The following is a 23,977-nucleotide window of genomic DNA, read 5'->3' on the forward strand; positions in this document are numbered from 1 at the left end:
TCTTCAAAGTGTAGTGCCTATCAAAATATTCTTCAGGTTTTCTTGGCGCCCTTCCTAAATATTTGATATAATTTGTTTTAGTGAGACTTTACTAGTAAGACTTGAGAAATAAGACTTTAGAAAAAAGCACCCATCATTCTGTAAATCAGCTCCATAGGAATGAAATATAAGCGGAAAGAGGTATCGCCATGAATCAAATGAAGCACCTTTCTTTACTGACGGATTTTTATCAACTGACCATGATGAATGGTTATTTAAAAAATGACATGATGGAAGAAGAGGTGGTCTTTGATCTGTTTTTCAGAGAAAACCCTTGTCACAGCGGTTACACCATTGTTGCGGGGATCGAACAGATTATTGACTACATTGAAAACCTGAAATTTTACGAGGATGAGCTGGCCTATCTTTCCTCTCTGGGAACCTTCGGAGAGGATTTTATCGACGCCCTTCGAAACTTTACCTTCAAAGGCACCATTCACGGTGTGGAAGAGGGGACCATTATGTTTCCCCATGAACCCATCCTCCGGGTAAAGGGCACCTGTTTTGAGACCCAGCTAATCGAAACCGCTTTGCTGAATGTGATGAATCACCAGTCCTTGATTGCCACCAAGGCCGCACGGATTGTCACCGCCGCCAAGGGAGATCCGGTGTTTGAATTCGGTCTTCGCCGGGCCCAGGGTCCCGATGCCGGGGTATACGGCGCAAGAGCCGCAGTGATTGGTGGCTGCGTCTCCACCTCCAACGTCCTGGCAGGGATGAAATTCAACCTGTCCGTGATGGGTACCCAAGCCCACAGCTGGATTCAAAAGTTCCCCTCGGAACTTGAAGCCTTTCGGGCTTACGCCAAGGCCTATCCCGACGAATGCCTACTGTTGGTGGACACCTACAATACCCTGGAGGCCGGGGTCCCCAATGCCATTCAGGTGTTCAAGGAGCTTCGGGCCCGGGGCCATGAGCCCAAGGGTATTCGCATCGATTCCGGGGATATTGCCTACCTTTCGAAACAGGCACGGAATATGCTGGACGCCGCCGGCTTTTCCAAGGCTACCATCGTGGCTTCCAGTGATTTGGATGAGGATACCATCACGGCCTTAAAAGATCAGCAGGCCCAAATTGACGGATGGGGAGTGGGCACGAACCTGATCACTTCCAAGGATTGTCCCGCCCTGGGAGGCGTATACAAGCTCAGTGCTGCGGAACAGAAGGGAGAGCTGATTCCGAAAATCAAAATCTCCAACAACCCGGAAAAGATCACCAACCCCGGCTTTAAAAACATCTACCGGATCTATGACAGAAAAACCCAAACCGCCCAGGCGGACTTGATCACCCTGGAGCATGAAGTCCTGGACGAGAGCCAGCCCTTAACCATTTTTCATCCGATCTATACCTGGAAGCAAACCACCTTTTCCGACTACCGGTTGAAAAAGCTCTTAACCCCCATTTTTGTGGAGGGCAAGCTGGTTTATCGCCGCCGAAGCACTCAGGAAATCAAAGAGAAGGTTTCTAAGGAGCTGGCCTCCCTCTGGCCGGAGTATAAGCGGCTAACCCGTCCCCAGATTTACAAGGTGGACCTTTCCGAGGCCCTCTGGCAGCTGAAGCAGAATTTGGTGAACGAAAATAAGATTCCCCCGCAAAAGTAAAAAAAATAAAACCGGGATTCCCTACTGCCATTGGCAGGGGCCTCCCGGTTTTTTTGTGGATCCTTATTCTTTTTTATGGATCCTTATTCTTTTTTATGGATCCTTATTGTTTTTTATGGTTCCCTTATTGTTTTTTTTCCGGAATCTTTTAAAGGATAGTGCTTTCGAAGGTATTTCAAGGCCCCTTCTTTGTGCTGGGGAACCTGTCCGTAGAACATTGCCTTTTTCAAATCCTCCAGTACTTCCCCCACAAAGGTGCTTTCCGGAAGGTTCACCGCTTCCATAACCTCCCGGCCGGTAATGATGTTTGTGATGTTTTCAATGGGCCGGTAGCGGGTGATGTAATTGTTGGCGATGTATTCCACATGGATTTTAAACATTCCCATCTCTTCATGGGGATCCAATAGTTTTCGGGTGGACACAATGTCGGCCAGGGCAATCAGCAGGAGATCCAGGGTTTCCTTTCCCGCCTCGGAGAAAAACTGATACAAGGCCTTGCCGCTGACATCATTCTTTTTATACAGCACCAAGGGAATCATATGCTGGGCCACATATTTATACAGCAGGGCGATTTCTCTTTTACTCCACTTTAAACGCTCCCCATACTCCTTTACCAGCTCCGCCCCGGTGATTTCATGGCCCCGAAAGCGGGTTCTTCCCGTGGGGTCCACTTTTTTCGCTGAGGGTTTTCCGATATCGTGGAAGAGGGCCCCCAGTTTGATCAGGTCAATTCGCCGATGATTGCCGGAAATTTTTTCCCGGGCATGCTCTTCATAGGCCTCCCGAATATGGTCTTCAAAATATCCCTGGGCATAGATCACGCTTTCCGCCACTTTCACGGTGTAGACCGAGTGGGTCCAGCTGTCCACCACATGGTATTTGCATTCTCCGATATCCCTCATTTCTTCGATTTCCGGAAAGATTTTATTTAAGATATTCAGTTTTTTATCCATAAAGGTCAGAAAGTGATAGGTCTTATCCTGTTGTAAAATCAAAAACAGTTCCTGGGTGATTCGCTCTCCCGCCACCTCGGTTAGTCGGTGGGCATGCTTTCGAATCACTTTGATGGTCTCCTCCCCCATATTGAACCGCAGCTGACACATCAACCTCGGGGCACGGATCAGCCGTAAGGGGTCTTCCACAAAGGCCTCTTCCCGAATATGTCGAATCCTTCGCTTTTCAATATCCTGCTGTCCCTTAAAGGGATCGATAATATACTCCTTTTCCATGGGCCAGGGGGCATCCATGGGGTAGGCCATGGCGGAAATGGTAAAGTCCCGCTTTTTTAAATCCTCTTCGATACTCTCCCCTTCCCTTTGGGTAAAATCCAGAATCAAACCGTCCGGTAAACGGACTCGGTAAAGACGGTTGCCTTTATCTATGGGAATCAACTTTCCCTCCAGAACAGTCAGCAAACTTTCGACAAAATCCTTGGGATCCTTCTCCGTGACAAAATCCAAATCCTGAATTAACAAATCCCGATTCAGCAGGAGATCCCGAAGGGTGCCTCCCACTAAATAACAGGATTCCCCCCGTTCCTTGGCCTTGCCGGCGATGGTATTTATGATACGATCCATTACGATCATCTCCTAATTCGGTTCTTTATTATTATTTTACTCTTTTTCTATGATTTTGCAAATCATTCTTTCTTTATCACGGTTCTTTTCCTGTAACCTTAATGGATTTCCCTATATTGCCTTATTTACCCGGGATCCTTGAGTTTTCACAGAAAGTTTTGTTAATTTTTATTATTTTAAGGAAAACTTTTGGTAGAAACGTTGACTTTTTATGGTAACTCTGGTATGATTTAAAGTGAAAATGTCGAAAAATGTTATAAAAGCTCGAATTATTTCCGGCTTTTAATAAACTGAAGGAGGATGAAATCATGATGAAATCAACCGGTATTGTAAGAAAAGTGGATGAGTTGGGTCGTGTGGTACTGCCCATCGAACTTCGCCGAACTCTAAACATTATGGAAAAAGACGCTTTAGAGATCTATGTAGACGGCGAAAGCGTAATCCTGAAGAAATATGAGCCTGCTTGTATTTTCTGCGGAAACGCCAAGGACGTTGTGCATTACAAAGGAAAGAACGTCTGTGATACCTGTATCAGCGAAATGAAGTAATTCCCCTGTGTCCCGGCGATGCCGCGGCGCCAAACCCCTTACAAAGGATAAAAAATCGGGTCTTTTCAAGACCCCTTTTTTTATGCCTTTTTTGCCTTCTCATCTCCTGTTTTATGCATTTTTTATACATTTTTTACGTATTTCTTATGCATTTTTTTATGCATTTCTTATGCATTTTTTATGCATTTCTTATGCATTTTTTATGCATTTCTTATGCATTTCTTTATGCATTTCTTTATGCACTTTTTTATACATTTCTTATGTTATATTCCCTTCGCTTTCCCATATTTTCCCACCTGTTACATAGGGTTTATTTCCCGAACAGGGGTTATTTCTCGAAACCGATCCCCACTTCATAGACTTCCCTTTTGGGAATTCCCCGGTCCTTTGCCACTTTTTTTACCGCATCCTTTTTCGACAGACCGGTTTCCATGACCAGCAATAAATGCTCTTCGATGGTCAAATCCTGAAAGGCTTCTTCTTTTCTTCCCTGAAAGCCTTCCACCACCAATACCATCTCCCCTTTTCGGGGGGCTTTTTCCAAGGTCTTCAACAGGAAAGGAAGGCTCCCTCGAATAAACTCCTCATAGCGTTTCGTCAGCTCTCGGGCAAGGGCTCCCCGGCGCTCCCCGAAAACTTCTTCCATATCCTTCAGGGTATCCTTGATCCGGTGGGGAGATTCGTAGAATAGCATGGTTCGTTCCTCTTCTTTTAACTTTTCCAGCCGTTTTTTCCGCTCTTTTTTTTCCCGGCTTAAAAAGCCCTCAAAGACAAACCGTCCGTTGGGCAGCCCGGAGCCCACCAGGGCATTGACAAAGGCCGAGGCTCCCGGAAGGATCTCCAGGGGAAGGTTTGCATCGATCACCTGCTGAATCAATTCAAAACCGGGGTCGGAAATCCCCGGCATCCCCGCATCGGAGATCAGGGCAATGGAAAGCCCCGCTTCCAGATCCCGGAGGATGCTTTGGCTTCGCTGTTTTTCATTGTGCTCATGGTAGCTGACCAGGGGTTTGTGAATCTCAAAATGGGTTAGCAGCTTTCGACTGTTTCTCGTATCCTCCGCCGCTACTTTATCCACTTCCCTCAAGATTCGGAGGGCCCGAAGGGTGATGTCCTCCAAGTTTCCGATGGGGGTGGGCACCACCCACAGGGTTCCCGGAGCATGGTTGAATTTCCCTGAGCTTCCCGGGTCCTTTCCCGGGTCCTTTCCCGGATCCTTTCCTCGGTCCTCTCTTCGGTCCCTTCCCTGAGCTTCCCCAGTTCGCCGTTCTTTTTTTTCGTCCTTCATCGCTAAGCTCTCCCTTTTTTACACTTTCCTTATCCGGGGTGTTTTCCCCAGGGGTCTTTCCCGGGGTTCTAGCCCATGGGGTCTTGCCCCAGGGGGACTTCCCCTGCCCTTATCCTTCCAGATTTTGCTGATTGTATAATGCCAGGGTCTCCTTTGTGTAGGCCCCGGATTCTTCATAAATGATCAAAGGGGGTTTGATTTTCAGTTCCTTTCCTGCCCCTTTCCTGCCTTCAACAATCAATAAATTCGGCGCTTTCCCTGTTTTCGGCTGAATCATGGTCAGCCCTTTGGGTTCAAGGCCGTGGCTCCGCATGAAAAACAGGATGTCCACCAGGCGGTTGGGCCGGTGAACCATATAAAAACGGCCGTGGGTTCGAAGGAGGGTGGCGGCTCCCTTGACCACATCCTCCAGGTCACAGGCCACTTCATGGCGGGAGATGGCCTTTGCATCCTTGGGATTAACCAGTCCCTCCCGGTGCATATAGGGAGGGTTGGCGGTGACCACATCATAAACGCTTTTCGGAAATACCCTCTCCGGAGCTTTGAGATCCCCTTGAAGGATTTCGATTCGATCCTCCAGTTGGTTCAGGGCCACACTTCTTTGAGCCATATCCACCACCGACTCCTGAAGCTCCAAGCCCTGAAAGGTGGAGGTTCTGCTTTTTCCCGCCAAGAGCAAGGGGATTATTCCTGTGCCGGTCCCCAGGTCCACCACCCGGTCCCCGGGTTTCAGCCTTACATGATTCGCCAAAAGCACCGCATCTATACCAAAACAAAACCCCTTGGGGTTTTGTATGATTTTCAGTCCTTTCAGCTGCAAGTCATCGATTCGCTCCATTAATTCTCTTCCCTTTCCAATAGCTCTTCCACATCGGCAAGCAACCTTTCTTCCGTGACCAGCTCCGAGTATTGTTGAAAAATGCCTCCCCGGGAATCGATCACTGCGGTATAGGGCACATCATAATCCTCGGGCTCAAACACCGATAAAAAGGCCACGTCATCCTCCAGTAACAACAATAAATTATCCAAGATCAACAATTGCTCCTGACTTTCTTCATCCTCCGGCTCCCAAAAAGTTAGGACGATGGGCATGCCTTCATTTTCTTCTATGGAGCTGGGCTCTCCCTCCAGGGTTTCTATGGACAGGTCCCCGAAGACCTCCGTGGCCGACTCTCTTTCCTCGGGGGCCCTTCTTCCGTCCCCAGGGTCTGTGTTGTTTTCATCAAAGATTACCCAGCGGAACACCGCAATCAATGCAAAGGCCAGGAAAATAATCGCTGCAATTTTTAAAATATCTTTATTTTTCATGCGCATGGGTTTTCCTCCCTTTTACTCGTTCTTCGATGGACCCTTCGCCTCCCCTTTAGGCTTTTCTTGAGGGGATTTCCCTTTTTTCTGGGATCCCCGGGGGGGCCTTTTCTTTCCTTGGGGCCGTTTGGATCGGGGCTTCGACTTTTTATCCGAGGGTTTCTTATCCGAAGCCTTCTTACCTTCGGTTTTCTCCCTGGAAGACTTTTTCTCCCCGGCGGCCTTTTGGCCTTCGTCAGGCTTTTTACCTTCAGGGGACTTTTCCTTTCCCGGACTTTCTGCGGATTTTTTACCGCCTTCGCTTTTCCTTCTGTCCCCGGTGGTTTTGCTGTCTTCATTCTTTTTGCCGTTCTCCATCTTTTTACGATCTTCTGTCTTTTTGCTGTCCTCTTGCTTTTTGCCGTCCTCTTTCTTCTTACCGTCCTCGGGCTTTCCCCGGCTCCCCTTGGGGATTTTGGTAATCTCCTCAATGGGGAAGATTTTGATTTCCTCAGAGCCGTCCTCTTCTAAGGTCACCCGCACCTTCACCTGCTCTAACAGGGGATTGGTTTTGACGATGACACCGGTTCCCAGCTGGGTTTTAACCCGGTCTCCCTGTTGGGGCATCTTCTTCAGTACCGCTTTATAAACCTCATGTTCGTACTTTAAACAGCAAAAGAGTCTGCCGCAGACCCCGGAAATTTTCGTGGGATTTAGGGACAGTCCCTGATCCTTGGCCATTTTAATCGATACGGGATCAAACTCCCCTAACCAGGTGGAACAGCAAAGACTGACTCCACAGGGGCCGTAGCCGCCGATCATTTTCGCCTCATCCCGGACACCGATTTGACGAAGCTCGATCCGGGTTTTGAATACCGAGGCCAGATCCTTGACCAGCTCCCGAAAATCCACCCGGCCCTCCGCGGTAAAGAAGAAAATGATTTTGTTGTTGTCAAAGGTATATTCCACGTCCACAAGTTTCATTTCCAAGCCGTGGTCTTCGATTTTTTTGCTGCAGATTTCAAAGGCATCCTTTTCCTTTCCCTTGTTTCCCTCATAGGCTGCCATGTCTTCCTTGGTGGCCTTTCGAATAACCTGCTTTAAGGGAGAGACCACTTCCTTTTCCGAGACTTCCTTGGGACCGACGACAACTTCCCCTAGTTCTAGCCCCCGGGCGGTTTCTAAAATTACTTTATCGGTTTTGAAAATCTCTAAATCTCCCGGGTCAAAATAATACACTTTCCCCGCTTTTTTAAATCGTACGCCTACTACGGTTTCCATATGGTTTTAAACCTCCTATTTATCACTTAAAGCCTGATGCACATTCAGGACTAACATTTCTAATATCGACTTCGGACTGACATTGGCTCTGGCATAGTTTTGCATTTTCTCCACTTCTTCCAGGGCCTTTAAAATTCCCTTGAACCCGGACTTTTTGCCCAGGTCTTGAATGATTTTCTCCTGGTCCCCATGAATGAGCCACCGGGGATCCTGAAGCTCTTTATATAATAAAAGATCCCGAAAGAAACTTAAGCTTAAATCCAAGACCTCTTCTATTTGATCCTTTTCAACGGAAAGCTTTTCCATGGCTTCCATGCTCTCGGTAATCCCTTTTTCCTCCATCTGCCGGTATAAATAGAATAATTGCTTTCTTCGGTTTTCAAAATCTTCATCCTCCAAAAACCTGAGGGCGGTTTTAATCTTTCCTCCCGCAATTTTCGAAGCTTCCCGGGCTTTCTCTTCCGGGTAGCCCCAGCTGTTTTTCAGGGCCTCGTAAATCTCTTCCCCGGCTACCGGTTTAAGGCCCAGGCCTTGACACCTTGATTGAATCGTGGGGAGCAGCGCTTCCTTTCCCCGGGCCACAATGAGAATGATCCCAAAGCTCGGGGGTTCCTCCAGGGTTTTTAACAGCGCGTTTTGCCCCTGGGGGGTGATGCCTTCCCCATGATTGATGATGTATATTTTTTTCCCTGCACTATAGGGCTTGATGTGAATATCCTTTTCCAGGTTTCGGATTTCCTCCACCTTCAGGGTTTCCTCGGGATAGACCTTCAGATCTTCATGATTGTCCCCCAGAACTTTTTTACAGGGGATGCACTTACCACAGGGAATTTCACCCGCTCTTTCCTTGCATAAAATCCCTTGGGCGAAGATCTTGGCAAAACCCTGAGGATCCAGTCCCGGATTTCCGTAAATCAGATAGGCATGACTCAGGGTGTTTCCCTTAATTTGCCTTAGCACTTTATTTTTTAAATAATCCTGGCCCAGTACTGTTGAAAATCCCATATTTTATCTCCTAGCGGTTAAATTTTAAAATGTTTTTCCACGTCCACCACAAATACCGTGGCCCCTCCCACATTCACTTCAATCGGGTGGGGGACATAGACGCCGGTGGTTCCCGATACCGGGGCGGGGGAGGTGGCTACCTGCTTTCGGGTTTCGCATTTATCCTTGATAATATCCATAACCTGGTCTACCTGATCGTCCTCGGTTCCGATTAAAAAAGTGGTGTTTCCCGCTTTCAAAAACCCTCCCGTGGTGGCAAGCTTGGTTACCCGGTGGCGATTCTCCGTCAAACTGTCTAGCAGCTTGTTGGCATCCTCATCATTGACAATGGCAATTACAAGTTTCATTCCATAGACCTCCTTCAATTTTTTTATTACAATCCCTCGAATCTCCCGGCGCATCTCATCGATGCTCTTTTTTCCGTCCACGGCTTTGATTCGATGGGGGTGTTTATTTTTCAGGGTTTGATAACCTTCATACACTTTTTGATGGAAGTGAAGGGCCTCTTTTTCCAGACGATCGACTTTTCCTCCGGAGGCTACCCGTTTCAGTCCCTCTTCCGGGGGAAGATCGAACCACAGGGTAAGATTGGGACTGAGCCCCCCCGTGGCAAAATGGTTGATGTCTTCAATGCTTTCCCTTCCAATGCTTCTGGCCTCGCCCTGATAGACAATGGAGGAGTCCACGAAGCGGTCGCAAAGCACCACTTTTCCTTCTTGTAAAGCGGGAAGAATCACCTCTTCCACATGCTGGGCCCGGGCGGCGGCATACAGCAGGGCTTCGGTCTTATCCTTCATCTCTTCGTTGGCATTATCCAGGATCAGCTCCCGGATTTTCTCACCGATGGCGGTGCCTCCCGGTTCCCTGGTTAACAGCACCGGATAGCCCTTCTCTTCAAAAAACGTCTTCAGATACTTCATCTGGGTGGACTTTCCTGCTCCGTCGGTCCCTTCCAGGGTAATGAAAAATCCCTTCTCCATAGCTTCACTCCTCGGTTACAACTAAAATTTTTCCTTCTTTCAATCCATTCACCTTGGTTTTCTTATCCCTTAATTCCACAAGTTTATCGATATGCCCCCGGGTAATAATCTCTCCGGGAAGAATCAAGGGAATTCCCGGAGGATAAGGGGTGACGGCGCTGCCCGCCCTTCGGTGCAGGCTCTTATTAATTGATACCCTTTCTTTGGTCCTGTAAAAGGCCTCTCTTATGGGGAGTTTTTTTTCCGTCTCCCGGTAAAAGCTTTCCGTCGGAGGTTTCCCGGGGGTATGCTTCACGGAATTTTCCATCTTTCCCTTATTATATAATGTTTTTTCCAGTTCCTCAAAGGCTAAATACAGTTTTTCCAAATCTTTTTCTCGATTTCCTATGGAAGCCAGGGCCAACACCCCCTGAGGCAGGGAAAGCTCCAGATCGATGCCCTGTTTGTCTCGAATCCAGGTCTCCACTTCCTCTCCTGAAAGTCCGCTGTTTTCCGTATGGATCCAAATCTTGGTCCGGTCCTTTCCCGGCGCCCGGTCCAGTTGAAAAAGCTTCAGGTTTTGAAACTTCTTTTCCAAACGGTCCATTCCCTCCAAGAGGGCTTTCATCCTTTCTCTCCCCTCCTGTCGGTACAGGGCTGCCGCCTGTTCAATGGAGGCCATTAGAATATAGGAAGGACTCGAGCTTTGGTGGATGTTTAGCTGTTCCTGTAAGCGGTCCCGGTCCACAAGGTCTCCCCCGGCAAAGAGGACGGCGCTTTGGGTCATGGCGGGGAGGGTTTTATGAAAACTCATCACCGTCAGGTCGGCCCCCGCCTCCACCCCGGACTGGGGAAGGTCGCTGTGAAGACCCAAATGGGCCCCGTGGGCTTGGTCCACCCAAAGGATTTTCCCCCGGGCTTTCGTGAGGTCACGGATTTCCTGAAGCTGTGACCCTCTGCCGTAGTAATTAGGATGGGTGAGTAGCACCCCTTTGCAATTGGGGTGCTTTTCCAGGCCCCACTGTACTTTTTCCAATGTGGTTCCCTTGGGGATTTTATACAGAGGGTCTATTTCCGGCGGAATGAACCGCGGCGTCAAATCCCCGAGAATTAAAGCGTGGATCACTGATTGATGAACGTCCCGGGGAAGCAGAATTTCCTCCCCGGGCCTGGTTTGGGACAGGATCATGGCGAGAACCCCGGCGCTGGAGCCGTTGACAAGATAATAGGCCTGGGAGCCTTGGAAAATATCGGCGGTCCACTGCCGGGATTTTTCCAGCACCCCGGAGGGATCCTGGAGCTGATCGGTACCGAACACCTCGGTGGTGTCATATTGATAGAGATTCCCTTGAATCCCTCCGTCCCCGAAAATCTCAAAAGCGTTGCCCTTCTTATGTCCCGGGGTATGAAAGGAAATTCGATTCTCTTTTTTTAAGGCTTCTAAGGTTTTAAGCAGCGGGGTGCTCATAAAAAACCCCTCCTTTCCTTATGCTTCGCCGTTGATTGACTGTTCCTTCATTTGCTGTGCTTTAATTTCCCTTCTCAGGGCTTTTAAAAATCCCTCGTTGGGTTGAATGATGAAACGGTATTTATGCTTTCCCTCCTGAAACTTTCCAACATAAAGCCCTTTCCCTTTTAGTTTGCAGGAAAACATATAGGTTCTTTTCACTTTTTTTTCCCGTTTTTCCCGGTCTTCCTTAAGGGGGGTGATTTCCGTAATATCCCGGAGTTTCACCTTCAGCATCAATTTTTCCCGGGAGCCGATTTTCTTAAACACCAGGAAATCATCATCTATAATCGAGTAAATATACTCCGCTAATTTTCGATTGATCAGATAGGAGGTCAGCAGGACCGTCAAAATAATGATCCCGATACTTACAATCCCGCCCCATAAGGGAGGTAGCATATTGCTAAGCATTACCAAAGCGTTGATACCGAAAATAATTCCTATTACATAAACCGCCGCGGTTTTCATCGACGGTTTTTCTTTGATGGAGCATCTTGCAATTTTTCCCATAATATCACCTCTTTGCCCTTAATTTATCCATGCTTCTTTATATTATCCATCTGTTTTATTATTTCGGAGCTTACTTTTCCCCTTTGCCTTGGAGGATTTTGCCGTCCGGGAACCCTTTTTTTTCTTTTCCTCCGGGGTCCCGGGGGTCTTCACAACCCTTGGTCGACTCTGGGCTTTTCCCTCTTCCCGCTCCCTTTTCTTTTTATCCCCGTAATCCTTAAAATAATCCTGAAACACGTCCTGGATCAAAAAGGCAAATATTAAAAAAGTACCGATGATCAGTATAATCAAGATAAACAATTCCACGGTAATATAGCGTTGTGCATAATCCAATAGGTTTTGAAGGTGTTCCATGATTCGTTCCTCCTATAGAGCTTCCTGTCCGTTTTTAAAAAGGTAGGGTATCAGGGCTAAAATCAGTAAAGAGCCCAGGGCAAGTATGGTTTCCATGGCGAATATGTTCTCCAGCCGCTGACCTAAATAGCTGTAGACCACAATTTTCGGTACGGATCCTAGAACGCTTGCCAAAAAATAGATGTTAAAATTCATCTCCACAAATCCCGCACCAAAGCTGATGGGGTCCACGGGAAATCCGGGGGTGACCCGCATGGCAAAAAGGGGTTTGAAGGATCCCTGTTTCTTTGCCTTTCGGAGTTTTTCCACATATTTTACACTGATAAACCGCCGGATGCTCTCTTTAAAACGCAGGCCTACAACGTAGGCAAGGAAGATGTTTACCGTATGTCCGGTAACCGAATAAAGGGATCCCAGCAAAGGACCGAAGATCAGACCGCCGCTGATATAGACCACCGTTGTGGGCAAGAAAAAAAGTTGACGGAACATACAGATGAAGAGGAAAACGATGATGCTCCACATCCCCCCTTCTTCAATTAAAGCCCGGATGCTGTCTACGTCCGGTTGAATTCCTATGATTCCCAGCCGGTCGATGAGGTATAGCACGAAAAAGATCATTACCCCGGCGATGATTCCTATGGATCTATTTTTTCCCGTCATTTCGAAAAGTCCTCTCTGTTACTTATCTATTACAAAATAGTTTGATCTTTCCCATTATAATATAAAGCCCCGGGGAATTCAAAAGTATTTTCCCGGGGAAGCCTTATTTTTTCAACTTTTCCAGGGTGAAATAAAACACCACCCCCGGAGGTTCGTTGTAGGTTCCGAAATTGCTGTTCATCAGCTTTAACAATCCGGCGGCAATGGAAAGACCGAGACCGCTGCCTTTTTTTTCTTCCCGTTTATAAAAACTTTCCCAAATCTTTTCCTGCTCCTCTTGGGACAGGGGATTCCCGGGGTTTTTGATTTCCATTCGGATCCTTGCCGGCCCCTGAGATTTTTCCTCTTCCCTTAATCGAACTTCCACTTCGGATCCTTCGCTGTGCTCCAGGGCATTTTTGATAAAGTTGCTTACAATCTGCTCGAGACGATAGGCGTCTCCCTTGATCAAGGTTTTCGGATCCTTCAATTCATTTCTTAGGATCAGTTTCTTTTCCGTATCAATTCCCTTAAGCTTTTCTATGATTTTTTGTGTGTAGGGTTGGATCTCCAACGCCTCTTCCTTCAACTCCATGTGACGGGTTTCCAATCGGGAAAGATCCAAGATTTCCCGGAGCATGTGATCCATTTTCAAGCTTTCCTCCTGGATGATTTTCACATACCCCTCCCGTTCCCGGGGACTTTGGTAAATTCCGTCCTCCAGGGCTTCCGAATACCCTTTGATCACGGCGATGGGGGTCTTCAGTTCATGGGAGACCCGGGCGATAAACTCCCGGCGGAGCTTTTTCAGGTTTTTTTCCTTCTCCAGCTCCTGTTCTAGCTGGTCGATGGTCTCCTGCAGGGCCTTTGTCAGATGGTTCAGGGTATTGCCCAGCTCGCCGATTTCCCCTTTTTCTTCTCCTGTATACCGCACTTCAAAGTTCATCCGACTCATTTCCCCCGCCACTTCCGTAAGGTCCTCGATGGGCCGGGCGATCCTCCGGGAGAAAAGAAAGGACAGCAAAAAAGCCAGGAGCCCCCCGAAGAGAAGAATCCACAGATAAAAATCCTGGGTTAACTGAATCCCCTGTTGGATAGGATTCAGAGTTGTTTGCAGACGGAGGATCAGCCCCTCCCTTGACACATAGGTATACAGGGTATCGGTTTCCTGCATCCGCCGGGCCATTCCTCCCCGGTGAGGATCTTCGGTTTCCCGTAGGGAGAGGACTCCTTCTTCCTGCAGCTGTGTCAACTCTTCTTCTCCTAGCACCTCCCTTCCTCTTCCATGATTCATCATGGGCATATGCCCCCGGGTACCGGTTTCATAAAGGGTTTCTCCCTCCAGGGAAAAAAGGGCTATTTCCGTACCCAGGATCCGACTTTGTTGTTCCAAAAAGCTCTGTAACTCCTCATCTATTTCCTCCAGGGGCTGAATGTCCGTAAGTAGCTCCCTTCCCCTTTCTTCCTGGTTCTCGATGGTCCGCTGATAGTAATATTCTTCCAGGAACTGGTTTTGCACAAACCACACCCCGCCGATTAAGAGCAGGGTAAGAACCATAAAAGCGGTAAAGAGTTTTGTAAAAATACTGGATCCCTTCATTATTCCTCCTCCTCCAAGCGATAACCGACGCCCCGCACAGTGGTGATCCGATCCCCCAGTTCTCCCATTTTCCTGCGGAGCCTTTTAACGTGGGTATCCACGGTTCGAAGATCCCCGTAATAATCAAAACCCCAAACCCGGTCTAAAATCTGTTCACGGCTCAAGGCTTGATTTTTGTTTTCCAGAAAAAGGGTCAGCAAATCAAATTCCTTCAGGGTAAGAGGTAGCTTTTCCTTTCCGATCCGCGCCTCATGTTCCCTTGCATCCACGGTCAGTTCCCGATAGGTAAGGCTCCCCTCCCGGGAGCTTTCCCCTCCCCGCTTCAGCAGGGCTTTGACCCGGGCCACCACCTCTTTTACACTGAAGGGTTTGGTTACGTAATCATCCACCCCCAATTCGAAACCGAAGAGTTTATCCTCCTCCTCTTCCCTTGCGGTAAGCATCAGTACCGGCAGGCTGCTGGTTTTCCGGACTCTTTTCAGTACCGACCATCCGTCATATTCGGGCATCATCACATCCAGTACCAACACATCAAAGACTTCCCTATCAAAACGCTCCAGGGCTTCCCTTCCATTTTTCGCTTCATATACGTTAAAGCCTTCCTTTTTCAAATAGAGGCTTAGAAGTTCCCGGATTTTTTTCTCATCCTCGGCGATCAATATTTTTTTTCCCGTCACTTTATTCCCTCCTAATAATAGCTTTTCCTAGGTTTAGTATAACAAAAAAACCGACAATATACATTGCCGGCTGAAAATTATACTTCTTTCCTTTTTTTCGGTGTTTCTAAGGTGTTATCGGTGGCTGAGAAATCCTTTACCACATATGTCCCCGACTTCTGCCTCGACCTCGGCCGCCGCCTCTTTGAAAACTTCCTTCCTCTTCAAATTCCAGGCTCCGTTCTTCCAGGATTTCCTTATACTCCAAGGCTTCCTCTTCGGAGATTTCTCCGGCTTCCAGGGCCTCGTCTACCGCTGTTGTCCGTTGTTCCAGCCACTGCTCTCGATAGTCTTCTCGGTCGATGTCTTCCCAGTCGATGTCTTCCCGGTCTTCATCGAGAAAATAACAGTGCTCCGGTCCGCCAAAGAAGAAACCGCCTTTCCCATAATCTTCCCGGTCCGATTCATCTCTTACCGTGTCTCTTCGGTGATGGCCTCTCATACCGCCAAAGAATCCGCCGAACCCGGATCCTTCCTCACCGTACCCGGGGCCTCCCGGAAAGAACCCGCCGTCTCCCTCGGTGAAGGTGTCGGCAAAGACGAACCCGCTCATCAAGAGTACCGCCGCTGTAACCAACGCAATCAACATTTTCTTATTTTTCATTACTATACGCCTCCTTATTTTTTGTAGCTTATTTTTTGGATTTTTTCTGTCCTTTCCTTAGGCTGTAAAACCATTGTACAATGATTTTGTGACAAGCCTGTGACAAAACAAAGAAAAATTCTCGACAAAAAACTTTCCACCCTAGTCCTTTTTACCCGCTGCCAATGGTTTTATTTCGAATTTTTTGATATACTAAATAAATCATAGAATTTTAACACTTTATTGTGACATGTCTTTACCTTTATTATCAACTATATTTAAATACAGAAAAGGAGCGTTTACCATCCTATGAAAAACAAAGCTCGCATTCTATTAATCCTTGCTATTACCCTTGCTGTTCTTACCGCCGTCGGGGTCTACAGCTACCTCTCTTTGATCCCCAATTACCTTTCTACGGGGGCCAATGAAGAAACGGTTACCGTGGAGATTTCCGAAGGGGACAGCCTCCGAACCGTGGCCAATACCCTTCATGAAGAAGGGGTCATCAGAAACCGGTATTGGTTTCGACGCCAAGCGGGAGAGGAAGGGGTGGATAGAAATATTCGTCCCGGAACCTATGAAATTCCACCGGAGGAGCCCTTTACAGAAATCTTTGAAATCCTTCAAGTAGGGGAACAACGGGAATCCGTGGCGGTCACCTTCCCGGAAGGGTTTACCCTTTATGAAATGGGAGCCCGGGTGGAGGATTCCGGTCTTGCCACCCGGGAGGAATTCATCGAGGCCACGGAGGACTACTATGAGAACCAGGCCCTGAGCTTTGATGCAGACCCCCTGTTTTTCAGTTTGGAAGGCTATTTATATCCGGACACCTATCATTTCGATGAGGACCAGAGCGCCATGGAGATCGTTGAGATTATGGCGAATCGTATGAACCAGGTTTTTACCACTGAGGATTATGAGCTGATGGATGAAAGGGATCTTTCCCTCCATGAGATCCTCACCAAGGCTTCCCTGATCGAACGGGAAACCGCCTTTGACGAGGAAAGCGACTTGATTGCCGGGGTTATTGAAAACCGCCTGAACCAGGAAATGCGTTTGCAAATTGATGCCTCTGTGATTTACGCCGTGGGAGAAGGGGAGGAACATATTACCCGGGTCTTATACGAACATTTGGAAGTGGAAAACCCTTATAATACCTACCGTTACCACGGTCTTCCCCCGGGTCCCATCGCCGCTCCCAGAGAGTCTTCCATCCGTGCGGCCCTGGAACCGGCGGAGCATGACTATTTATTTTATGTGGTAGGGACCGAGGGCCATGTGTTCGCAGAAACGTACGATGAACACTTAGAAAACGTGGCGGCCTATCGGGAAATGCAGGATGCGGAGGAAGAGGTTATGGAAGAGGCCCCTTAACTTTTACACTACCCGCCTTTGGCACTGCTGACTTGAAAGCCTTAGAAATTGAAAGCATCCAGAATTGAAAGCATCCAGAATTGAAAGCACCAAGACTTGAAAAAATAACACCCGTAAAAAGATCGAGGAAGAAATCCCTCGATCTTTTTTATGGGTGTTTATTTCTTATGCTATGAATTTTTGTTTCGATCCATTATTAGTTGATTCCAATAATTACCGCCACACTCATAAAAATCACTCCCGATAAGAACCACATACCCATTAGGGGCAGGATCCAACGGAACCATTTTTCATAGGGAATCTTAGCAATGGCCAGATAGCTCATCAGTACTCCGGAAGTGGGAATAATGGAGTTGGTAAATCCGTCACCAAACTGATAGGCAAATACGGCGATTTGTCTCGGCATTTCCAAAAGATCCGCCAAGGGTGCCATGATCGGCATGGTGGTTGCCGCCTGTCCGCTTCCCGATGGAATGAAGAAGTTGAGTACCAGCTGTACCACAAACATCAAGTTTGCCGCCATGATATCCGGCAGCCCGGATATGGATTCTCCCATGGCAAAGATAACCGTATCAATAATCAGTCCCTGTTCCATGACCACAAGGATTCCCCGAGCGATACCTACTACCAGGGCACCGAACACAATGGTTCTTGCCCCGTCCACGAAATGGCCGGCGGTACGACTGGGGCCGACGCCTCCTGCTAAGGATGCAAACAGACCCATCATAAAGAAGATCGAAGTCAGCTCTTTAATATACCATCCGTACTCGATGATTCCGTAGATCATTACTCCGAAGCCTGCGAGCACCACCAGGAAGGTAAAAATATGATATTTCGTAAAATCCGGAATGTTGGAAAGATCCAAAGTGGATTCCGTGTTCTTTTCCAGTTCCGCAACCACACTTTTGGAAGGATCCTTTTTCACTTTTATGGCATAGCGCATCGTATAAATTGCAGCAATCGTCAAGGTTACCAATAAAATAATGATCCGGTACCAGGCGGCGGAATAAATCGGTATTTCCGCAATTCCCTGGGCCACCCCGACGGTAAAGGGATTGGCTACTCCGCCGGTAAAGCCTGCAGCAGCCCCCAGGGCTATCATGGCGGTTCCTACAATCGCGTCATAGCCCAGAGCTCTGGCCAGGGCCACGCCAATGGGAACAAAGACAATAACCTCTTCCGCCATACCGATGGTGGCTCCCCCCACGGAGAATATGGCCATCAGCACGGGGATCAGAATAATCCCCCGATCCTTCAGGGCGACGGCCACCTTACCGATCCCAGCGTCCACGGCTCCCGTGCCTTGGATCATGGCAAAGGCTCCCCCTACAATCAGGATAAAGAAGATAATATTGGAGGCGGCTTCCATCCCGTTATAAATTGCGGTAAACAAATGATCCTCTCCAAAAGAGAAAAAGGGTACGGGATTCGGCTCCAAATACTCGAAAGACTCCGCGTCTACAACCATTCTTCCCGTGTTGGGATCCTCCACCCGCTCATACTCTCCTGCGGGAATGATGTAGGTTCCAATAAAAGCAATGATAATAATAGTAAAGATAATAACATAAGTGTGGGGTACTTTAAAAAACTTTTTCTTTTCTGTCACGGTTCTCACTCCTTTTGGTTTTTTTGCCCCGTTAAATCATGCAATTATCTGCATAAAAATAAAGGGGCATACTTAAGCTATACCCCTTTTACTGTGACTTTAACACTGTTTTTTTATCTTTTTAGTTTTACTTTTCGTCTTTTATTTCCACCACTTCATAGCCCTGGTCTTCAATGGACAGTCGGATTTTTTCATCGGAGAGCTCTTCCTTTAAGGTAATCTCCACCCGCTCATCTTCTAAGTCCACCTGCACATCTTCGACTTCTCCAAAATCTGCAAGACCGCCTTTCACCGCGGATACACAGTGCATACAACTCATGCCTTTGACAATCAGTTTTTTCTTCATTATTTCAGCCTCCTTAGATAATTGGTTCTACTGTTTTTCCATAATGTTTTTTCTTCGCTCCTGCCCGAAAGGGTTTTTAAAACTTGGGCGAGCCTTATTTCGTCAACCGCTTCACGGTCTTTAACACCTCTTCAATGACCTCATCTTCACCCTGTTGCAGTTGAGCCTTCACACAGTGTTTGATGTGATTATCCAAAAGCACCAACTGCACCGACTTTAGGGCGGAGCGGCTGGCTTCTATCTGATTGATCACATCGTCACAATAGGTGTCCTGTTCGATCATTTTCCGAATGCCCCGAAGCTGTCCTTCAATACGGCTCATTCGATCCAATAACGCCTTTTGTTTTTTCGCCGCTTCGGCGGTGGGAGCCTTTTCCGAGGTGGGTCTCACAAACTCTTCCATCTTTTCACGCCTCCTAAATTTTCACGGTGATTGTTCCTTGATTACTCTTACTATATCATACCCCTGTAGGGTATGTAAAGGGCTATCCTTTCTTTTCCACGCCGCAAAAATCCGCGGCGGTTAAGAAGTAGACCTCCACCGCTTCTTTCAATTCCTGTACCGCCACCTGCTCATTTCTCGTATGGGAATAGGAAATGTTTCCCGGTCCATAAACGATGGTGGGGATTTTCCCAAAATTGAATAATAGGGAGGCATCGGTCCACCCTCTTTTCGTAGACAGGGCGGGGGCTTTTTCAAGGACGGTGCCCAAGGCCTTGGTCAGGGATTTTGTAATGGGATCCTCCAGGGGTGTGGCCAAAGGCAGGTGATCCAGGGTCAGCATATTGTTTTCCATCCGCTTAATTCGGGCATTGAAGGTTTCATCCTCTTCTTTCAGCTGATCGATAATATCCTGGTACTCTTTAATGACGGAGGCCGGGGTTTCTCCGGGCACATAACGGCGATCCAGTTGGATAATGCATTTTCCCGCCACGGTGCTGGGCTGAATTCCTCCGTTGATATGGCCGAAATTCATTACGGAATTCCCCATCAGGGGGTGACTTCTTTCCTTGATCTTCGGATACAAATCACGCTTTACCCGTTCAATAAAGACGGCGGCCTTTTCTATGGCGTTCACCCCTAAATGGGGCATGCCTCCATGGGCGGCCTTTCCTTCGATTTCGATTTCCAGCCATTCCAATCCCCGGTGCCCGGCGGAGTACTGATAGCTTGAAGGTTCCCCTACAATCGCTCCGTCAGCCTGAATGCCGTCTTTTACAATTTTCTCCGTTCCTTCGCTTTTTTCCTCTTCCCCGATCACTCCGGTAAAGATCACGTCCCCTTTCAGTTTTATACCGGAATTTTTCAAGGCCAGCATCATGGTTACCATGGAGGCGATGGGCCCTTTCATGTCCACAGCCCCCCGTCCCTGAATCATACCCTCCACTAAGTGGCCGCCGTAGGGGTCGAAGTCCATCTCTCCGGGAGGCACCGTATCCAGGTGTCCGTTCAGCATCAGATTTTTCCCGCCGCCGCTGCCTTTAAGGCTGGCGATCACATTAACCCGACCTTCCATCACCTCGTCGATTTTCACTTCCAGTCCCCGTTCTTTTAAATAGGTTCCGAGGAACAATCCCACCTCCCGTTCTCTGCCGGGATGATTTACATGACTGGGAATCCGGATCAGCTCCCGGGTGAGTTCAATCAAGTCCTCTTCCCTGTAATGATTTTCGATTAAGCCTTTTAAGGATTTCATCAGTTATTCCCTCCTTGTTTGAGTAATTCCGTGAGTCTTCTGGTTCTAGTTTCCTTCGTAGTGTTTCTTAGACTTATTTATAAGACTGATTTCACTGTTTTCATACCCTATTCCCTTGAACTTCAACCCCACCACGGGTAAGATTTTTGTCGTTCTCTATGGTATAATATAAAAAATTAGAATTCTTTCACAACTCTTTTTCTTCGAATCCCATAAAACAGGAGGTGCTCTTATGTATGATATAAAAATTATTAACGGACGGATTCCGAACTTTGCCACCGGAGATTTACAGCAACAGGATGTAGGGATCCGGGCCGGTAAAATTGTGGACCTGGGTCGAAATCTGGGCCCGGGGGAAAAAATTCTGGACGCCGAGAATAAAGTGGTTTCTCCGGGATTTGTGGACATCCATATGCACGAGGAGTTTTTACGGGAGGGATCGGATAAAATTCATTACGATATTTCCAAGCACATAGCCTTAATGGGAGTGACCACGGCCCTGGCGGGAAACTGCGGAAATAATCGGATGGATATGAGCTTTTTCTCCCAGTACATTACCAAGTATGGAGCACCGGTAAATTACCTTTCCCTGATCGGCCATAACTATCTACGGGAGCAGGTGGGCATTGAAGACCGTTACCGGGAAGCCACGGAAAAAGAAATTGATCAAATGAAAGACCTGCTGCAAAAAGCCCTGGATCTGGGGGTGGTGGGGGTTTCCTTCGGTCTGGAGTATTCCCCGGGGGTCAGTATACAGGAAGTGGAAAAACTGATTGCACCTTTTAAAAATCAAAACCTGCTGTTGGCAGCTCATTACCGAAAAGATGCGAAATACGCCCTGGAGGCCGTGGCGGAGATGATTGAAATCTCCCGGCGAAGCGGACTTCCTATGCAAATCTCCCATATTTCCAGTTGCGCCGCCTTCGGCATGATGGATGAAGCCCTGGCCATGATCGAAAAAGCCCAAGGGGAAGGGCTGGATATTACGGTGGACACTTACCCCTACAACGCTTTCAGCACTTTCCTGGGCTCCGCGGTGTTTGACGAGGGCTGCTTTGAACTCTGGGGCAAGGGTCCGGAAATTATTCTGCTGACGGAGGAGCCTTACCGGGGACAGTACTGCGATATGGAACTGTTTCAAAAAGTTCGCAGGGAGCGTCCGGATATGCTGGTGGCCGCCTTTGCCATGGAGGAGAAAGATATTGATCTGGCGGTGAAGGCGCCCGGGGTGATGATCGCCAGTGACGGCCTGCTTCGAGAAGGTCAGGGCCATCCCCGGGCTGCAGGGACTTTTCCCCGGGTGTTGGGAAAATATGTCCGGGAAAAAGAGTCCCTCACCCTGATGGAGGCCCTCTATAAAATGACCTTGCTTCCCGCTACACGCCTGGGGCTTCAACACCAAAAAGGGAGAATTGCAAGGGGCTATGATGGGGATCTGGTAATTTTTAACCCGGATACTATTCTGGACCGGGCAACCTTTGAAGAACCCACCCTTCCCCCAAAGGGAATCGACTATGTTCTGATCAACGGAGAAATTGCGGTAAAGGACCAACAGCTGCTTCGGGAAAACCTGGGAACCTTTTGGACCCGGCCGAAGAATAACTCCGCGGATCCCACGCTTTAAAAGCCTTACGGCAACGAGCAACGAAGCCAAATAATCAATGCTAAAGGAGCGATGACAATGACAAAACCACTAAGCAAAAGAGCCCTGGAAAAAGCAGAGTCTCTAAAAAGCGAGTTGGAAAAGCTAAGCGATGATATTCTCAATAACCCGGAACTGGGCTATGAAGAACATTTTTCCTCTAAGGCCCATAAAGAGCTATTACAAAAGCACGGATTCACGGTGGAAATGCCTTATCTGGGTATGGATACCGCCTTTAAAGCCACCTACGATACCGGCAAAGAGGGCCCGACCATTGCTTATTTATCGGAATACGACGCCCTTCCCGGCATCGGCCACGGTTGCGGACATAACCTGTTGGGTACCACGAGTACCGGTGCTGCCATCCTCCTTCGCTATCTGGAGGATTTCCGGGGAAGGATTATTGTCTTCGGAACCCCAGCGGAAGAAACCAGCGGCGGGAAAGTGGACATGGTAAAGGAGGGGGGCTTTGAGGATGTGGATGCCGCCCTGATGGCCCATCCCGCCGACAGTCATATGCAAAGCGGAAAGTCCCTGGCCTTAGAAGCCCTGGAATTTAAATTCACAGGTCGCACTTCCCACGCCGCCGCCTCCCCGGAAAAAGGAATCAATGCCTTAGACGGTGTTTTATTGATGTTTAATAACATCAATGCCCTTCGGGAGCATATCCTCCCCTCGGCAAGAATCCACGGGATCATCACTAAGGGAGGGGAAGCCGCAAATATTGTGCCGGGAGAAGCCGTGGCTCAGTTTTATATCCGGGCCACCAGTAAAACCTATTTAATGGAACTGAAGGAGAAGGTTCTCAATTGTGCTAAGGCTGGAGCGCTGGCCAGCGGTGCAAGCTTAGACTATTATAACTATGAAAAACCCTATGATAATTTGGTTACCAATCAGCTGTTATCCGATCTTTACACCGAGCAGTTACAGTCCCTCGGTATTACCAACATCGAGAAGGAAAAGGGCAGCACCGGATCCCTGGATATGGGAAATGTCTCCCATGCAGTTCCCGCCATTCATCCTTACTTTGATATCATCGAGTCCGGAGACGTCTCCGCCCATACCGTGGAATTTCGGGACGCCACCAAAACCGACTATGCCTTGAACTCCATGATCCAAACCTTGACCGCCCTGGCCTTAACCGGTGTCAAACTTTCACAGGACCGGGATCTGCTACAAAGTATCAAAGAGGAGTTCCAGCGCACCCCCAAATAAAATTACCAAAATCAAAAAATCAAAAAATCGAAAAAAGTGTACCAGGGGGTCGGACCCCCTGGTACACTTTTTCATTTATTTTCATTTATCCTGTGTTTTGAAATGATTTTAAAACCATAAAAAAACACCGAAATCTTAGAGGTCTTCTCTAAAAATCGGTGGTATCAAGGTAGAAACTCTATATTAAACGTCGCGACGACCTACTCTCCCAGGCAGTTGCCCACCAAGTACCATCAGCGCTAAAGAGCTTGACTTCTGTGTTCGGGATGGGAACAGGTATGACCTCTTTGCTGTTGTCACGACATGCTTCAATCCTCCAAATTTTACATTTGGCACGATTGGAGTACTTCGATGCAATCGAAGCATTCAATCTTTTTATTCAGTATAGCTGAATAATCAGTATTATAAACTTCTATCCATCATCTTAAGACAGCATTTCTTTACTGTCCCGTTTTTCCTTGTAATTTTACAAAGAAAAGCCGCGACGACCTACTCTCCCAGGCAGTCACCCACCAAGTACCATCAGCGCTGAAGAGCTTAACTTCCGTGTTCGGGATGGGAACGGGTGTGACCTCTTCGCTTTCGTCACGACATTTCTAGTGC

Annotated in this window: 22 protein-coding genes, 2 rRNA genes and 2 pseudogenes; 5 read left to right on the forward strand and 21 right to left on the reverse strand. The window is 47.9% G+C overall.

Going from position 1 to position 23,977, the window contains the following annotated elements:
• Nucleotides 1-197 precede the first annotated feature (197 nt).
• Nucleotides 198-1,640 (forward strand): nicotinate phosphoribosyltransferase, encoded by a 1,443-nt coding sequence (locus ISALK_RS11395; RefSeq protein ID WP_160722428.1) that lies wholly within the window; start codon nucleotides 198-200, stop codon nucleotides 1,638-1,640.
• A gap of 113 nt (nucleotides 1,641-1,753) precedes the next feature.
• On the opposite strand, the gene ISALK_RS11400 is transcribed toward ISALK_RS11395, so the two are convergent.
• Nucleotides 1,754-3,217, reverse strand: a complete 1,464-nt coding sequence (locus ISALK_RS11400; RefSeq protein WP_160722383.1) for an HDIG domain-containing metalloprotein — start codon at nucleotides 3,215-3,217, stop codon at nucleotides 1,754-1,756.
• A 311-nt stretch (nucleotides 3,218-3,528) separates the two neighbouring features.
• On the opposite strand from ISALK_RS11400, the gene ISALK_RS11405 reads away from it, so the two are divergent.
• Nucleotides 3,529-3,765: an AbrB/MazE/SpoVT family DNA-binding domain-containing protein gene (locus tag ISALK_RS11405; RefSeq protein WP_160722430.1), complete on the forward strand. Its 237-nt coding sequence runs from the start codon at nucleotides 3,529-3,531 to the stop codon at nucleotides 3,763-3,765.
• 328 nt (nucleotides 3,766-4,093) lie between these two features.
• Here the strand turns inward: ISALK_RS11405 and rsmI are convergent, their stop codons facing one another.
• The 14 genes and pseudogenes from rsmI to ISALK_RS11470 all read right to left on the reverse strand — a co-directional run bounded on the left by rsmI (nucleotide 4,094) and on the right by ISALK_RS11470 (nucleotide 15,515).
• Nucleotides 4,094-5,053 carry a 16S rRNA (cytidine(1402)-2'-O)-methyltransferase gene (gene rsmI / locus ISALK_RS11410; RefSeq protein WP_160722385.1) on the reverse strand — a complete coding sequence of 320 codons (960 nt, stop codon included), beginning with the start codon at nucleotides 5,051-5,053 and terminating at the stop codon, nucleotides 4,094-4,096.
• Between the two features lie 109 nt (nucleotides 5,054-5,162).
• A complete protein-coding gene (locus ISALK_RS11415) occupies nucleotides 5,163-5,891 on the reverse strand; it encodes a tRNA1(Val) (adenine(37)-N6)-methyltransferase (RefSeq protein ID WP_160722387.1) in 729 nt (242 codons plus the stop codon).
• The gene (locus tag ISALK_RS11420) at nucleotides 5,891-6,367 is read right to left on the reverse strand and encodes a hypothetical protein (protein WP_160722389.1); all 477 of its coding nucleotides are present in this window, start codon (nucleotides 6,365-6,367) and stop codon (nucleotides 5,891-5,893) included. The genes ISALK_RS11415 and ISALK_RS11420 overlap by 1 nt, the downstream gene beginning before the upstream one ends.
• A gap of 366 nt (nucleotides 6,368-6,733) precedes the next feature.
• Nucleotides 6,734-7,621 (reverse strand): annotated as a pseudogene (locus ISALK_RS15135) (PSP1 domain-containing protein); the annotation flags it as partial.
• A gap of 15 nt (nucleotides 7,622-7,636) precedes the next feature.
• The gene (locus ISALK_RS11430) at nucleotides 7,637-8,626 is read right to left on the reverse strand and encodes a DNA polymerase III subunit (RefSeq protein WP_160722393.1); all 990 of its coding nucleotides are present in this window, start codon (nucleotides 8,624-8,626) and stop codon (nucleotides 7,637-7,639) included.
• Nucleotides 8,627-8,643: 17 nt separating this feature from the next.
• Complete coding sequence (darA, locus tag ISALK_RS15615; protein WP_236660365.1) at nucleotides 8,644-8,973, reverse strand: cyclic di-AMP receptor DarA; 330 nt, start codon at nucleotides 8,971-8,973, stop codon at nucleotides 8,644-8,646.
• 51 nt (nucleotides 8,974-9,024) lie between these two features.
• A pseudogene (tmk, locus tag ISALK_RS15620) lies at nucleotides 9,025-9,606 on the reverse strand (dTMP kinase); the annotation flags it as partial.
• 4 nt (nucleotides 9,607-9,610) lie between these two features.
• Nucleotides 9,611-11,053, reverse strand: coding sequence for an aminotransferase class I/II-fold pyridoxal phosphate-dependent enzyme (locus ISALK_RS11440; protein WP_160722397.1), 1,443 nt, complete (start codon nucleotides 11,051-11,053; stop codon nucleotides 9,611-9,613).
• A gap of 18 nt (nucleotides 11,054-11,071) precedes the next feature.
• Nucleotides 11,072-11,602 carry a DUF6106 family protein gene (locus tag ISALK_RS11445; RefSeq protein WP_160722399.1) on the reverse strand — a complete coding sequence of 177 codons (531 nt, stop codon included), beginning with the start codon at nucleotides 11,600-11,602 and terminating at the stop codon, nucleotides 11,072-11,074.
• A 42-nt stretch (nucleotides 11,603-11,644) separates the two neighbouring features.
• The gene (locus ISALK_RS11450; protein ID WP_160722401.1) at nucleotides 11,645-11,956 is read right to left on the reverse strand and encodes a hypothetical protein; all 312 of its coding nucleotides are present in this window, start codon (nucleotides 11,954-11,956) and stop codon (nucleotides 11,645-11,647) included.
• Between the two features lie 12 nt (nucleotides 11,957-11,968).
• Complete coding sequence (locus ISALK_RS11455) at nucleotides 11,969-12,616, reverse strand: TVP38/TMEM64 family protein (protein WP_160722403.1); 648 nt, start codon at nucleotides 12,614-12,616, stop codon at nucleotides 11,969-11,971.
• A 103-nt stretch (nucleotides 12,617-12,719) separates the two neighbouring features.
• Entirely contained in the window at nucleotides 12,720-14,195 is a 1,476-nt protein-coding gene (locus ISALK_RS11460) for a sensor histidine kinase (protein ID WP_160722405.1), read from the reverse strand.
• The gene (locus ISALK_RS11465; RefSeq protein ID WP_160722407.1) at nucleotides 14,195-14,872 is read right to left on the reverse strand and encodes a response regulator transcription factor; all 678 of its coding nucleotides are present in this window, start codon (nucleotides 14,870-14,872) and stop codon (nucleotides 14,195-14,197) included. Before ISALK_RS11465 ends, ISALK_RS11460 begins: the two co-directional genes overlap by 1 nt.
• A 136-nt stretch (nucleotides 14,873-15,008) precedes the next feature.
• Nucleotides 15,009-15,515, reverse strand: a complete 507-nt coding sequence (locus tag ISALK_RS11470; protein WP_160722409.1) for a hypothetical protein — start codon at nucleotides 15,513-15,515, stop codon at nucleotides 15,009-15,011.
• A 288-nt stretch (nucleotides 15,516-15,803) separates the two neighbouring features.
• Between ISALK_RS11470 and mltG the strand changes: the two genes are divergently transcribed.
• A complete protein-coding gene (gene mltG / locus ISALK_RS11475) occupies nucleotides 15,804-16,868 on the forward strand; it encodes an endolytic transglycosylase MltG (RefSeq protein ID WP_160722411.1) in 1,065 nt (354 codons plus the stop codon).
• 196 nt (nucleotides 16,869-17,064) lie between these two features.
• Here mltG and ISALK_RS11480 read toward each other — a convergent pair whose 3' ends face one another.
• The 4 genes from ISALK_RS11480 to ISALK_RS11495 all read right to left on the reverse strand — a co-directional run bounded on the left by ISALK_RS11480 (nucleotide 17,065) and on the right by ISALK_RS11495 (nucleotide 20,517).
• The gene (locus tag ISALK_RS11480) at nucleotides 17,065-18,474 is read right to left on the reverse strand and encodes a YfcC family protein (RefSeq protein WP_160722412.1); all 1,410 of its coding nucleotides are present in this window, start codon (nucleotides 18,472-18,474) and stop codon (nucleotides 17,065-17,067) included.
• A gap of 127 nt (nucleotides 18,475-18,601) precedes the next feature.
• Nucleotides 18,602-18,820: a heavy-metal-associated domain-containing protein gene (locus ISALK_RS11485; protein ID WP_160722414.1), complete on the reverse strand. Its 219-nt coding sequence runs from the start codon at nucleotides 18,818-18,820 to the stop codon at nucleotides 18,602-18,604.
• Nucleotides 18,821-18,914: 94 nt separating this feature from the next.
• Nucleotides 18,915-19,223, reverse strand: a complete 309-nt coding sequence (locus ISALK_RS11490; RefSeq protein WP_160722416.1) for a metal-sensitive transcriptional regulator — start codon at nucleotides 19,221-19,223, stop codon at nucleotides 18,915-18,917.
• Nucleotides 19,224-19,305: 82 nt separating this feature from the next.
• Nucleotides 19,306-20,517, reverse strand: a complete 1,212-nt coding sequence (locus ISALK_RS11495; RefSeq protein ID WP_160722418.1) for a M20 family metallopeptidase — start codon at nucleotides 20,515-20,517, stop codon at nucleotides 19,306-19,308.
• 232 nt (nucleotides 20,518-20,749) lie between these two features.
• Here ISALK_RS11495 and ISALK_RS11500 point away from each other — a divergent pair, with 232 nt between their 5' ends.
• Complete coding sequence (locus ISALK_RS11500) at nucleotides 20,750-22,141, forward strand: N-acyl-D-amino-acid deacylase family protein (RefSeq protein WP_160722420.1); 1,392 nt, start codon at nucleotides 20,750-20,752, stop codon at nucleotides 22,139-22,141.
• A 57-nt stretch (nucleotides 22,142-22,198) separates the two neighbouring features.
• Entirely contained in the window at nucleotides 22,199-23,374 is a 1,176-nt protein-coding gene (locus ISALK_RS11505) for a M20 family metallopeptidase (RefSeq protein WP_236660364.1), read from the forward strand.
• Between the two features lie 187 nt (nucleotides 23,375-23,561).
• Here the strand turns inward: ISALK_RS11505 and rrf (ISALK_RS11510) are convergent.
• Together rrf (ISALK_RS11510) and rrf (ISALK_RS11515) are read right to left on the reverse strand one after the other, a co-directional pair.
• Nucleotides 23,562-23,678 (reverse strand): 5S ribosomal RNA (rrf, locus tag ISALK_RS11510).
• Between the two features lie 172 nt (nucleotides 23,679-23,850).
• Nucleotides 23,851-23,967: ribosomal RNA gene (rrf, locus tag ISALK_RS11515) — 5S ribosomal RNA — on the reverse strand.
• Between the last annotated feature and the right edge of the window lie 10 nt (nucleotides 23,968-23,977).

It is taken from the genome of Isachenkonia alkalipeptolytica, assembly GCF_009910325.1.
Classification (GTDB): Bacteria; Bacillota; Clostridia; order Peptostreptococcales; family T1SED10-28; genus Isachenkonia; species Isachenkonia alkalipeptolytica.

What these genes read in the sequence shown, in the direction of transcription:
- ISALK_RS11395 (WP_160722428.1), top strand. Translation starts at nt 198, where the DNA reads ATGAAGCACCTTTCTTTACTGACGGATTTTTATCAACTGACCATGATG.
- ISALK_RS11400 (WP_160722383.1), bottom strand. Translation starts at nt 3,217, where the DNA reads ATGGATCGTATCATAAATACCATCGCCGGCAAGGCCAAGGAACGGGGG.
- ISALK_RS11405 (WP_160722430.1), top strand. Translation starts at nt 3,529, where the DNA reads ATGAAATCAACCGGTATTGTAAGAAAAGTGGATGAGTTGGGTCGTGTG.
- rsmI (WP_160722385.1), bottom strand. Translation starts at nt 5,053, where the DNA reads ATGAAGGACGAAAAAAAAGAACGGCGAACTGGGGAAGCTCAGGGAAGG.
- ISALK_RS11415 (WP_160722387.1), bottom strand. Translation starts at nt 5,891, where the DNA reads ATGGAGCGAATCGATGACTTGCAGCTGAAAGGACTGAAAATCATACAA.
- ISALK_RS11420 (WP_160722389.1), bottom strand. Translation starts at nt 6,367, where the DNA reads ATGCGCATGAAAAATAAAGATATTTTAAAAATTGCAGCGATTATTTTC.
- ISALK_RS11430 (WP_160722393.1), bottom strand. Translation starts at nt 8,626, where the DNA reads ATGGGATTTTCAACAGTACTGGGCCAGGATTATTTAAAAAATAAAGTG.
- darA (WP_236660365.1), bottom strand. Translation starts at nt 8,973, where the DNA reads ATGAAACTTGTAATTGCCATTGTCAATGATGAGGATGCCAACAAGCTG.
- ISALK_RS11440 (WP_160722397.1), bottom strand. Translation starts at nt 11,053, where the DNA reads ATGAGCACCCCGCTGCTTAAAACCTTAGAAGCCTTAAAAAAAGAGAAT.
- ISALK_RS11445 (WP_160722399.1), bottom strand. Translation starts at nt 11,602, where the DNA reads ATGGGAAAAATTGCAAGATGCTCCATCAAAGAAAAACCGTCGATGAAA.
- ISALK_RS11450 (WP_160722401.1), bottom strand. Translation starts at nt 11,956, where the DNA reads ATGGAACACCTTCAAAACCTATTGGATTATGCACAACGCTATATTACC.
- ISALK_RS11455 (WP_160722403.1), bottom strand. Translation starts at nt 12,616, where the DNA reads ATGACGGGAAAAAATAGATCCATAGGAATCATCGCCGGGGTAATGATC.
- ISALK_RS11460 (WP_160722405.1), bottom strand. Translation starts at nt 14,195, where the DNA reads ATGAAGGGATCCAGTATTTTTACAAAACTCTTTACCGCTTTTATGGTT.
- ISALK_RS11470 (WP_160722409.1), bottom strand. Translation starts at nt 15,515, where the DNA reads ATGAAAAATAAGAAAATGTTGATTGCGTTGGTTACAGCGGCGGTACTC.
- mltG (WP_160722411.1), top strand. Translation starts at nt 15,804, where the DNA reads ATGAAAAACAAAGCTCGCATTCTATTAATCCTTGCTATTACCCTTGCT.
- ISALK_RS11485 (WP_160722414.1), bottom strand. Translation starts at nt 18,820, where the DNA reads ATGAAGAAAAAACTGATTGTCAAAGGCATGAGTTGTATGCACTGTGTA.
- ISALK_RS11490 (WP_160722416.1), bottom strand. Translation starts at nt 19,223, where the DNA reads ATGGAAGAGTTTGTGAGACCCACCTCGGAAAAGGCTCCCACCGCCGAA.
- ISALK_RS11495 (WP_160722418.1), bottom strand. Translation starts at nt 20,517, where the DNA reads ATGAAATCCTTAAAAGGCTTAATCGAAAATCATTACAGGGAAGAGGAC.
- ISALK_RS11500 (WP_160722420.1), top strand. Translation starts at nt 20,750, where the DNA reads ATGTATGATATAAAAATTATTAACGGACGGATTCCGAACTTTGCCACC.
- ISALK_RS11505 (WP_236660364.1), top strand. Translation starts at nt 22,199, where the DNA reads ATGACAAAACCACTAAGCAAAAGAGCCCTGGAAAAAGCAGAGTCTCTA.